This window comes from Streptomyces fractus (assembly GCF_049844455.1).
GTDB classification, from domain to species: Bacteria; Actinomycetota; Actinomycetes; order Streptomycetales; family Streptomycetaceae; genus Streptomyces; species Streptomyces fractus.
On the sequence record NZ_JBMYHI010000002.1, the window covers coordinates 3,561,804 to 3,573,426 of the forward strand.

7 protein-coding genes are annotated in these 11,623 nt (G+C 70.6%); 3 read left to right on the forward strand and 4 right to left on the reverse strand.

Going from position 1 to position 11,623, the window contains the following annotated elements; all coding sequences use genetic code 11:
- Positions 1-42 precede the first annotated feature (42 nt).
- From ACP4E5_RS17840 to ACP4E5_RS17850, 3 genes are all read right to left on the reverse strand, one after another.
- Positions 43-894, reverse strand: a complete 852-nt coding sequence (locus ACP4E5_RS17840; protein ID WP_425829843.1) for a RecB family exonuclease — start codon at positions 892-894, stop codon at positions 43-45.
- On the reverse strand, positions 857-3,388 hold the full coding sequence (locus tag ACP4E5_RS17845) for an ATP-dependent helicase (protein ID WP_425829845.1): 2,532 nt from the start codon (positions 3,386-3,388) through the stop codon (positions 857-859). The genes ACP4E5_RS17840 and ACP4E5_RS17845 overlap by 38 nt, the downstream gene beginning before the upstream one ends.
- 278 nt (positions 3,389-3,666) lie before the next feature.
- Positions 3,667-4,041 carry an MGMT family protein gene (locus ACP4E5_RS17850; protein ID WP_425829847.1) on the reverse strand — a complete coding sequence of 125 codons (375 nt, stop codon included), beginning with the start codon at positions 4,039-4,041 and terminating at the stop codon, positions 3,667-3,669.
- A 167-nt stretch (positions 4,042-4,208) separates the two neighbouring features.
- On the opposite strand from ACP4E5_RS17850, the gene ACP4E5_RS17855 reads away from it, so the two are divergent.
- From ACP4E5_RS17855 to ACP4E5_RS17865, 3 genes are all read left to right on the forward strand, one after another.
- On the forward strand, positions 4,209-6,977 hold the full coding sequence (locus tag ACP4E5_RS17855) for a lysylphosphatidylglycerol synthase transmembrane domain-containing protein (protein WP_425829849.1): 2,769 nt from the start codon (positions 4,209-4,211) through the stop codon (positions 6,975-6,977).
- 108 nt (positions 6,978-7,085) lie between these two features.
- Positions 7,086-8,630 (forward strand): alpha/beta hydrolase, encoded by a 1,545-nt coding sequence (locus ACP4E5_RS17860; protein WP_425829851.1) that lies wholly within the window; start codon positions 7,086-7,088, stop codon positions 8,628-8,630.
- Between the two features lie 96 nt (positions 8,631-8,726).
- Complete coding sequence (locus ACP4E5_RS17865; protein WP_425829853.1) at positions 8,727-10,349, forward strand: alpha/beta hydrolase; 1,623 nt, start codon at positions 8,727-8,729, stop codon at positions 10,347-10,349.
- Positions 10,350-10,437: 88 nt separating this feature from the next.
- Here ACP4E5_RS17865 and moeZ read toward each other — a convergent pair whose 3' ends face one another.
- Positions 10,438-11,616, reverse strand: a complete 1,179-nt coding sequence (moeZ, locus tag ACP4E5_RS17870) for an adenylyltransferase/sulfurtransferase MoeZ (RefSeq protein WP_425829855.1) — start codon at positions 11,614-11,616, stop codon at positions 10,438-10,440.
- Positions 11,617-11,623: the final 7 nt, after the last annotated feature.

Here is an 11,623-nt window from a genome sequence, read left to right on the forward strand (position 1 = left end):
CACTGACAGCGCCGGTCTGTTCCGGCTCAGTCGAGGCGCACGTCACTCGACGACGTGTTTGCCCTCCGGACGCGCGCTGCACGAGGCACGGAACGCGCAGTGCGTGCAGTGCTGCCCGGTGGTCGGTACGAAGCGCTCGTCGAGGACCTTGCCGGCCGCGGTGGCGAGGAGGTCGCCGACCCACTCCCCTTCGAGGGGCTCCTGCGCCTGCACCTTCGGCAGGGCCTCGCCGCCGTCCTTCTTGGCGGCGCCCTGCCGGAGCTGCACCAGTTCCGCTCCTCCGGGGTGCGGTCGAGCCCCGTCGAAGACGTCGTCCACCGCACCTTCGTTCACGGCGAGCTGGTACACGGCGAGCTGTGGGTGGCGGGCGACGTCCGCGGCGCTCGGTGCCTGCTTGCCGGTCTTGAAGTCGACCACGTAGGCGCGGCCCTCGGCGTCTCGCTCCACACGGTCCATGGATCCGCGAATACGCACCTCGTAGGAGCCCGCCTCGAGCGTCACATCGAAGTCGTGCTCGCTGGCGACAGCGGTGCGGCCCGTGCGGTCCATGACGTGCCACTGAAGGAACCGTTCGAGCGCGGCGCGGGCGTTCTCCTTCTCCTGGGCCGACTTCCAGGGCGCGTCGAAGGCGAGGGAGTCCCACACGGAATCCAGGCGCTCCATGAGGACGTCGAGGTCTGCGGGGGTGCGCCCGGAGGCGACCTCGTCGGCCAGGACGTGCACGACGTTGCCGAAGCCCTGGGCCGCGGTCGCGGGGGCGTCGGCCTTCACCTCGCGGCCGAGGAACCACTGCAGGGCGCAGGTGTTGGCCAGCTGGTCGAGGGCGCTTCCTGAGAGGACGACGGGCTTGTCCCGGTCACGCAGCGGGACCTTGCTCTCGGTCGGCTCGTACATGCCCCACCAGCGGTACGGGTGGGCGGACGGTACGAGCGGTCTGCCGTCGTCGTCGCTGAGCGCCGCGAGCTGGGCGAGGCGACGCGCGGCGGCCTCTCGCAGCCCTTCGGAGACGCGTGGGTCCACCGTCGTGGCGCGCAGTTCGGCGACGAGCGCGGCCACCGCCAGAGGGCGGCGCGGGCGCCCGCTGACGTCCTTGGGTTCCACGCCCAGCTCGGTCAGGAACCGGGACGGCTGGTCGCCGTCGTCCGCGGGCGCCTTCACCGCGGTGACGACGAGCCGCTCCTTCGCGCGCGTGGCGGCGACATAGAACAGAACGTCGTTCCTCCGCGAGCAGCGCCCCGGGGGTGAGTGGTTCGGCGAGGCCGTCGCGTCCGATGCGGTCGGCCTCCAGGAGTGAGCCGCGGCGCCGCAGATCGGGCCACAGCCCTTCCTGGACGCCCGCGACGACGACGAGCCGCCACTCCAGGCCCTTGGAGCGGTGCGCGGTCATCAGGCGCACGGCGTCGGGGCGCACGGCCCGTCCGGCGAGGGTGTCGGCCGCGATGTCCTGGGCCTCCAGTTCCTCCAGGAAGTTGCGGGCGCCACGGCCTCCGGTGCGCTCCTCCGCGCGCGAGGCGACGGCGAACAAGGCGCAGACGGCGTCCAGGTCGCGGTCAGCGTTGCGCCCGGCCGCGCCGCCTCGGCGCGCGGCACGTTCGAGCCGCCCCGGCCAGGAGGTGCCGTTCCACAGCTCCCAGAGGGCTTCCTCGGCGGTGCCGCCGTCGGCGAGCTTCTGGCGGGCGGTGGCGAGCAGCGCGCCGAGACGCTGCGCGCCGCGGGCGTACGCCGGGTCGTGCAGGGCGAGCCGTTCGGGCTCGATCAGGGCGCGCGCGAGCAGCTCGTCCGAGGGCGGCGGCAGCGCGTTCCCGGACGCGCGCTCCTCCTCGCGCAGCGCGCGCCCGAGGCGGCGCAGATCGGCCGTGTCCATGCCGGCGAGCGGCGAGGCCAGGAGTTCGAGAGCCGTCTCGGTGTCGAGCCGATACTCGCCTTCCGGAGCGTCTGGAGTATCCGCATTCTCTGAGGTGTCCGGGGTGTCCGGGGTGTCCGGGGTGTCCGGGGCGGCTGCCCGGGCCACCACCTTGAGGGCCGTCAGCAGCGGCGTGACCGCCGGTTCGTGGCGCAGCGGCAGGTCGTCGCCGTCGATGTCGAGGGGGACGCCGGCCGCCGTGAGCGCGCGCCGCACCGCGGGGATGCTGCGCGAGCCCGCGCGCACCAGGACGGCCATGTCGCTCCACGGGATGCCGTCCTCCAGGTGGGCACGCCGCAGGATGTCCGCGATGTTGTCGAGCTCCGTACCGGACGTCGGGTACGTGTAGACCTCGGCCCTGCCCCCGTCGCGTACGGGCGACAGCTCACGGTGGGCACGCACCTTGTGCGCGGGCAGCCGGGTCAGGGGCATCCGCTGGGTGATGCGGCGCGTCGCCTCCAGGAGACGGGCACCGGAACGCCGGGACGTGGTGAGCACTTCGACCGGGGCGGGGGCGCCGTCCGCCTGGGGGAAGTCGTCACGGAAGTCCAGGATGCCGTTCACGTCCGCGCCCCGGAACGCGTAGATCGACTGGTCCGGGTCGCCGAAGGCGACGAGCGTGCGCCCCCCGCCCGCGAGAGCGTGCAGCAGCCGCACCTGGGCGGGGTCGGTGTCCTGGTACTCGTCGACGAACACGGCGTCGTACTGCGTGGCGAGCCGGTCCGCGACCTCCGTGCGGCGCGCGAGGAGCACGGCGCGGTGCACCAGTTCCGCGTAGTCGAGCACGCCCTGTGCGTCGAGGACGTCCAGGTACTCGGCAAGGAACGTGGCGGCAGCCCGCCAGTCCGGGCGGCCGATGCGGCGCGCGAAGGCGTCCAGGGCGGCCGGCCCCAGGCCCAGCTCACGGCTGCGGGCGAGGACCGCGCGCACCTCGTCGGCGAAGCCCCGCGTGGTGAGGCACGCGCGCAGCTCGTCCGGCCAGCGCACATGCGCGAGCCCCGCCTGCTCCAGGTCGATCTGTCCCGCCAGCAGTTCCCTTACGGCGACGTCCTGCTCGGGGCCCGACAGCAGCCGCAGGGGCTCGACGAAGAGGTCCGCGTCCTGGTGGGCACGGACCAGGGCGTAACAGAACGAGTGGAACGTCGTCGCCTGTGGGGCGTGTGCGGCGCCGATGCGCTGGGCCATCCGGTCGCGCAGTTCGACCGCGGCCTTCCGGCTGAACGTGAGTACCAGGATGCGCTCGGGGTCGGTGCCCTTGGCGATGCGCGCCGAGACGGCCTCCACGAGAGTCGTGGACTTGCCCGTGCCGGGGCCGGCCAGGACGAGGAGCGGCCCGTGGGCATGGTCAACCACCGCACGCTGATGTGCGTCCAGACGAGGGGGGTCCACCGGAGCCGGCGGGGTACGCACCAGTCGGTACGCACCGGGGAGCCCCTGTCGAACCTGATGCTGCGACAGGTGCCGGGTGGACGAGGAGGAGCTCACGTGGATCGCTGGTCCTGGTGGGTGTGCTGGTGGTCGAAGTGCCGTCCGCGCCAAGCGGTGGCCATGGGGTGAAGGAGGTGTCTGCCATCGACGGTGCCGTCGACGCTACGCCGTCGAGTGTGGCGGAAGCCGGGCTTCCGGCGCCTCTCCCGCACTCCCTCGGGCACAGATGTGCCCGGTCTCACCAACGGACACGGGGCCGCCGAAGTGCCCCACATGCCCCGCTTCCCCCATACGGGCCACCGGCACCCCACCCGCGCGCGGGATGGCCGAAGCTGTCAATTGTGAGCTTCCGTACCCTCCCGGCCGTCCCACCGCGCGCGCTTCATGTCGAGGCGTGGCAGGTGCCCTTCGGCGGCCCGGGAGGCCTCGCGCAAGGGCGTGCCCTCCTCCCCGTAGCGCTCGAGGGCGCGCAGCTCGTGCCCCGGCAGGAGCTGCCCGTCGGCGCGCACCACACGCCACCACGGAACCGCGCCTCCGTAGAGAGCCATCGCCCGCCCCACCTGGCGGGGCCCGCCCTCCTCGAGCCATTCGGCCACGTCCCCGTAGGTCATGACCCGCCCGCGCGGGATCAGCTCCGCGACGTCCAGGACCCGCTCCGCGTACGCGGGAAGCTCTCCCGCCGGTTCGCTCTCCTTGCTCATCCGACCCATCCTGCCGCACGCCACCGACAGCGCGGAGCGACGTACGAAACGGCGTACAGGAGGCGGCCCGGGCAGGCACGGACGGCGACGCCCGCCAGAGGATCCCGCCTCCTCGAATGCACCCTGATGCCCCCCTATGACGGTGCGGCATGCCACCATCGTGCGGGCGGTGACTGGTGATACGAGATCAAGAAGAGACCACGGAGCAGCAGAGCGTGCACCCCGACAAGGCGGAGGGCACCTCTGTGGCACCGGCGCGCCCTGACGAAGCGGCCGATCAGGCCGCCGAAGCGAAGCCCGAGCAACCGTTGCACGACCCCGACTGTGCCGAGGGGGAGGTACACGCGGAGCAGGTGGACGGTGACGAACCGTTGCTCCCCGCGCGCGTACACCGACCCTCCGACCTCATGCGGCTCCTCGTCGGCCTGCTCGCCATCGTCGTGATCCTGGCGATCGCGGCGTTCGCGCACGGCACGACCTCGGGCTTCGCCCAGGACATCGACAAGGGCACCGGCCAGGCACCGGACCTGCTGACCAAGTTCGCGGGTCTCGCGTCGAGCATCGCCATCCTGTTGGTGCCGGTCGCGTTCGCCATCGAGCGGCTCATCAAGCGGGACGGCCTGCGGATCGCCGACGGAGTGCTCGCCGCGGTCCTCGCGCACGGAGTGACGCTCGCGACGGACCTCTGGGTCGCCAAGGGCGCCCCGCAGTCCATCCAGGAAGCGCTCACCACTGTCTCGCCCGGCGACATCCACGCGCTGACCGACCCGGTGCACGGCTACTTGGCGCCCGTCATCGCCTATATGACGGCCGTCGGCATGTCCCGGCGACCACGGTGGCGCGTCGTGCTGTGGGTGGTCCTGCTGCTCGACGCCTTCGCGATGCTCGTCACCGGCTACACGACACCGTTCTCGATCATCCTGACGGTCCTCATCGGCTGGACCGTCGCCTACGGAACGCTGTACGCCGTCGGCTCCCCGAACGTGCGCCCTACAGGGCAGACGCTCCTCGCGGGCCTGCGCCACGTCGGCTTCCACCCCGTCAGCGCCTCCCGTGAGGAAGCCCATGAGGGCACCACGGAGAACGGCGACCGGGGGCGGCGCTACTTCGTCACCCTGGAGGACGGACCACCGCTCGACGTCACCGTGGTGGACCGGGAGCAGCAGGCGCAGGGATTCTTCTACCGCGTGTGGCGACGTCTGACGCTGCGCGGCATCACGCAGCGCCGCAGCCTCCAGTCGCTGCGCCAGGCCCTGGAGCAGGAGGCGCTGCTCGCCTACGCGGCGATCGCCGCAGGGGCCAACGCACCGAGGCTGATCGCGACGTCCGAGCTCGGCCCCGATGCCGTCATGCTCGTCTACGAGCACGTCGGCGGCCGGTCCCTGGACTCGCTGCCCGACGCCGAGATCACCGATGAGCTGATGCGCGACACGTGGCATCAGGTCCAGGCTCTCCAGTCACGGCGGATCGCCCATCGCAGGCTGGCCGGCGACGCGATTCTGGTGGATCGTTCCGGCACCGTGATCCTCACGGATCTGCGCGGCGGCGAGATCGCCGCGGGTGAGCTCGTGCTCCGCATGGACATCGCCCAGCTGCTCACGACGCTCGGGCTTCGGGCGGGCGCCGAGCGCACCGTCGCGTCCGCCGTGGGAGTCCTCGGCCCGGACGCGATCGCCGACTGTCTGCCGCTGCTGCAGCCGATCGCGCTCACCCGCTCCACCAGGGCGACGCTGCGCAAGCTCGGGCGTGAGCGTGCCCAGCGCGAGCGCGAGGCCGTCCTGGAGGCGTCCAGCAAGGCCAAGCAGGCGCGCATCGAGGAGACCACCGCCGAGGACGCCGGAAAGGTGTCGGTACGCGCCGAGAAGAAATCCGAGAAGGCGGAACGGCAGGCCGAGAAGCGGGCCATCGACGAGGCCGTGGAAGAGGCCCGCGAGGAGGATCTGCTGACCCAGATCCGCCACCAGGTGCTGCGCATCCGGCCCCAGGCGCCCGTCGAACCGGCCCGCCTGGAGCGCATCAGGCCGCGCACGCTGATCAGTTTCATCGCCGGTGCGATCGGCGCGTACTTCCTGCTGTCGCAGCTCACCCACATCGACTTCGGGGCGATCGTGGGCGAGGCCGAGTGGGGCTGGGTCGGCCTCGCGGTGCTGTTCTCCGCGCTCAGCTACGTGGCCGCCGCGATGAGCCTGCTCGGCTTCGTGCCGGAACGTGTTCCCTTCATGCGGGCCGTCGCGGCCCAGGTCGCCGGCTCCTTCGTGAAGATCGTGGCGCCCGCGGCGGTCGGTGGCGTGGCGCTCAACACGCGTTTTCTGCAGCGTTCGGGGGTACGTCCGGGGCTCGCCGTGGCGAGTGTGGGCGCCTCGCAGCTGTTCGGCATGGGCAGCCACATCCTGCTGCTGCTGACCTTCGGTTATCTGACAGGGACGGAGAAGACGCCCTCCTTGTCGCCGTCCCGCACGGTCATCGCGGGCCTGTTGACCGTCGCGGTGCTCGTCCTGGTCATGACGTCGATCCCGTTCCTGCGGAAATTCGTCGTCACGCGCGTGCGCTCACTTTTCGCGGGTGTCGTGCCGCGCATGCTCGATGTGCTCCAGCGGCCGCGGAAGCTGCTCACCGGCATCGGCGGCATGCTGCTGCTGACCGCCTGCTTCGTGATGTGCCTCGACGCCTCGATCCGCGCCTTCGGGGACGAGACCCAGACGTCGATCAGCCTGGCCAGCGTCGCGGTGGTCTTCCTCGCAGGTAACGCGCTCGGCTCGGCCGCCCCGACGCCGGGTGGTGTGGGTGCCGTCGAGGCGACCCTGACGGTGGGTCTGATCGCGGTCGGCCTGCCCAAGGAGGTGGCCGCGCCCGCGGTCCTGCTGTACCGGCTGCTCACACTGTGGCTGCCCGTCCTCCCCGGCTGGCTGTTCTTCAACCACCTGACGAGGAAGGGCGCCCTCTAGGCTCCTTCTGAGGGAGCAGGCGACGTGTACGTCCTACGGGTAGCGAGGACCTCACTCGCACAGCCTTCAGCCCGAGCGCCCCGCACCCCGCCGCCGCAGGATGGACGCATGCCCAATCCGTCCTGGTCCCGTACCGCTGCCCTGACCGCCGCCACCCTGCTGTCCGTATCGCTCGCGGCGTGCAGCAGCGACACGGACGACGACGTGGATCTTCCGTCCCAGAAGCTGAGCTGGAAGGACTGCCCGGCACCCGCGGAGTCCCAGGGCGGCGGCGAGGCGCCTTCCCCGCTTCCCGGCGGCGCCGAGTGGCAGTGCGCCACCATGAAGGCGCCGCTCGACTGGGACGAACCCCGGGGCGACACGATCGACCTGGCGTTGATCCGCGCCAAGGCGAGCGGAGACAAGGACAAGCGCATCGGTTCGCTGATCTTCAACTTCGGCGGTCCCGGCGGCTCCGGGGTCACCACTCTCCCGGCCTTCGGCTCCGAGTACGCCAAGCTGCGCACTCGCTACGACCTCGTGAGCTTCGACCCGCGCGGGGTGGGCCGCAGCGCGGGCATCAAGTGCGAGGACGACAAGCAGCTCGACGAGTACTTCCAGCAGGACTCGACGCCGGACGACACCGCGGAGCAGAAGAAGCTCGTCGACAACATCAAGACATTCAACGGCGCGTGCGAGAAGAACTCCGACACCGTCCTCCCCCACGTACGCACCACCGACGCGGCCCGCGACATGGATCTCATGCGCCAGGTCCTCGGCGACGACAAGCTGCACTACTTCGGTATCTCCTACGGCACCGAACTGGGCGGTGTCTACGCCCACTTGTTCCCCAAGAAGCTGGGCCGCGCCGTGTTCGACGGCGTCGTCGACCCCACACAGGACCCGGAGGAGGGGGCGCTCGGCCAGGCGAAGGGGTTCCAGCTCGCCCTCGACAACTACGCGAAGCACTGCACGTCCCAGGCCGATGGCTGCCCCGTCGGGGACACTCCGCAGGACGTCAAGACGAAGATCGCCAAGTTGCTCGACGAACTCGAGGAGAAGCCGATCCCGGGCATCTTCCCGCGCGACCTCACGCAGACCGCGGCGACCAACGGGGTCGCGCAGGCCCTGTACTCGCAGGACTTCTGGGAGTACCTGACCGAGGGCCTCCAGCAGGCCTACAACGGTGACGGCAAGATCCTCATGGCGTTGTCCGACTCGATGAACGGGCGCAACGAGGACGGCAAGTACAGCAACATGCAGGCCGCGAACATCGCCATCAACTGCGCCGACGACAAGCCCCGCTACACGACGAAGGACGTCGAGGCGAAGCTGCCGGAGTTCCGCGAGGCGTCCTCGATGTTCGGCGACTACCTGGCGTGGGGCATGCTCAACTGCTCCGGCTGGGCCGTCGGCGGGGCCGCCGAGCACCCGGACGTCAGCGCGTCCGGCTCCGCCCCGATCCTCGTCGTCGGCAACACCGGCGACCCGGCCACTCCGTACGAGGGGGCGAAGAAGATGGTCGACGCGCTCGGCGGGGACGTGGGCGTCGAGTTGACGTACGACGGCCAGGGGCACGGGGCCTACGACAGCGGAAACAAGTGCGTGCACGGCGCCGTGAACACCTACCTCCTCAGCGGGAAACCCCCGAACGAGGGAACGGTCTGCAAGTGATCCAGGAGTTGTCCACAGGCCGAGCCGGATGTCCGTGGGCGCTCCTACGATGGCTTGACTGTCTTTCGAACGGGGGCAGTTGAGGGGGGAGGTGCCATGGCGGCACAGGATTCGTGTGCGTCCGCGGGCGCACACGCACGCTGGGGAAGGGGCGTCCGCGCGTTCGCCCTGGCCGCGGCCGTCGTGCTGACGGTCGGGCCGGTCACGGGCTGCGGCGGCTCGGGCGAGCGCGACGACAGAAGCGATCCGAAGCCACCGTCGGCATCCGCCTCACGACCCGCCGACATGGCGCCGGGCGAGAGCGACTCCCCCGCCCTCCCGTCCTCACTCACCGACCAGCGCCTCGACTGGGGCCGGTGCCGTGCGCAGGCCGGCTCGCGCGCGCCCGGCTCCGACTGGCAGTGCGCGACGCTCAAGGCCCCGCTCGACTACGCCGAGCCGTCCGGCCCCACGATCGACCTCGCCCTCATCCGGACCGAGGCGCGAGGCGACCGGAGCGACCGGATCGGCTCCCTGCTGTTCAACTTCGGCGGCCCCGGAATTTCCGGGGTGGATCTGCTGCCGGCCTTCGCCCCGCAGTACGCGAAGCTGCGTGAGAGGTACGACCTGGTGGGGTTCGATCCGCGCGGCGTCTCGGCGAGCCGCGGGCTGCGCTGTCGGAGCGACAAAGGCATGCAGGCGGCCGAGTCCATCGACCTCACGCCTGACACCACGGCGGAGGAGACGGCGTATCTCCAGGATTCCGTCGCGTTCGGCAAGGGCTGCGGCAGGCAGGCCGGAGCACTGCTCGCCCATGTGTCGACCATCGAGGCCGCGCGCGACATGGACCTGACGCGTCAGGTCCTCGGTGACAAGAAGTTGCACTACATGGGCGTCTCCTACGGCACCGAACTGGGTGGGGTCTACGCCCACTTGTTCCCCGACAAGGTCGGCCGGCTCGCTCTGGACGGCGTCGTGGATCCGACGGCGGGACGCGTCGGGCAGGCCGAGAGCCAAGCCCGCGGATTCCAGCGGGCCCTCGACGACTACTTCAGGTCACGCGCCAAGGATCCCCGGGAGGGCACGCGCGAGATCGCCGCGCTCCTCAAGAGGCTCGACGCGAAACCTCTGCCGACCCCGGGCGGCCGGGAGTTGAACGAATCACTCGCGACGACCGGCATCGCGGTCACCCTGTACAGCAAGACCAGTTGGGCAGCTCTGACGCGAGGCCTGCGGGACGCGGAGCGGGGCGACGGTTCGACCCTGCTCGCCCTCGCCGACTCGTACAACAACCGTGACGGGAGCGGGCGTTACGGCACCGCGAGTCACTCTCAGCGGGCGATCTCCTGCCTCGACGACAAGGCGCGCCCCACGGTGCGTCAGACGAAGGAGCGGCTGGCGAAGTTCCGGGAGCTCTCGCCCGTGTTCGGGCCGTACATGGGCTGGGACACGGCGGGTTGGTGCCATGGCTGGCCGGTCCCGGGCCAGTGGGACGAACCGGATGTGAGCGCGCGGGGTGCGGCGCCGGTTCTCGTCGTGGGCAACACCCGCGATCCGGCGACGCCTTACGAAGGGGCGCGCCGCATGGCCGAGGAGTTGGGCGCCGGCGTCGGCATCGAGCTGACGTGGAAGGGCGAAGGGCACGGGGCGTACGGCGTCGGCAGCGCCTGCGTGGACTCGACGGTCGACGCGTATCTCCTGGAGGGTCGAATACCGCGCGACGGCAAGGTGTGCCCCTGACGGCGAACGTCCGCCCCGATACGGCGGACGGGCCTCGCGCACTGTGCGCGAGGCCCGTCCGATCAGCTCACAGGGGCCGAGCCGAGGCTCAGTAGACCGGCTTGTCCGGCTCGATCTGGTTGACCCAGCCGATGACGCCGCCGCCGACGTGCACGGCGTCCGAGAAGCCCGCGGACTTCAGCACGGCGAGAACTTCCGCACTGCGGACACCCGTCTTGCAATGCAAGACGATCTTCTTGTCCTGCGGCATGCTCTCCAGGGCCGTGCCCATGAGGAACTCGTTCTTCGGGATCAGCTTGGCGCCCGGGATGGAGACGATCTCGTACTCGTTCGGCTCGCGGACGTCGATGATCTCGATGCTCTCGCCGTCGTCGATCCACTCCTTGAGCTGCTTCGGAGTGATCGTGGCACCGGCGGCGGCCTCCTGCGCCTCATCGGACACGACGCCGCAGAAGGCCTCGTAGTCGATGAGCTCGGTGACGGTCGCGTTCGGGCCGCAGACCGCGCAGTCGGGGTCCTTGCGGACCTTGACCTGGCGGTACTGCATCTCGAGGGCGTCGTAGATCATCAGGCGGCCGACCAGCGGGTCGCCGACGCCGGCCAGGACCTTGATCGCCTCGGTGACCTGGATGGAGCCGATGGACGCGCACAGCACGCCCAGGACACCGCCCTCGGCGCAGGAGGGGACCATGCCGGGGGGCGGGGGCTCCGGGTACAGGCAGCGGTAGCACGGCCCGTGCTCGGACCAGAAGACCGAGGCCTGGCCGTCGAAGCGGTAGATGGAACCCCACACGTACGGCTTGTTCAGCAGCACGCACGCGTCGTTGACGAGGTAGCGCGTCGCGAAGTTGTCCGTGCCGTCGACGATCAGGTCGTACTGGCTGAAGATGTCCATCACGTTCTCGGCTTCAAGCCGCTCTTCGTGAAGGATCACGTTCACGTACGGGTTGATCCCGAGGACGGAGTCCTTCGCGGACTCCGCCTTGGACCGGCCGATGTCGGCCTGGCTGTGGATGATCTGGCGCTGGAGGTTCGACTCGTCGACCTCGTCGAACTCCACGATGCCGAGCGTGCCCACGCCCGCAGCGGCCAGGTACATGAGGGCCGGCGAGCCAAGGCCACCGGCGCCCACACAGAGCACCTTGGCGTTCTTCAGCCGCTTCTGCCCGTCCATCCCGACATCGGGGATGATCAGGTGGCGGGAGTACCTGCGGACCTCGTCTACGGTGAGCTCAGCAGCTGGCTCGACCAGGGGTGGCAGCGACACGGGGACT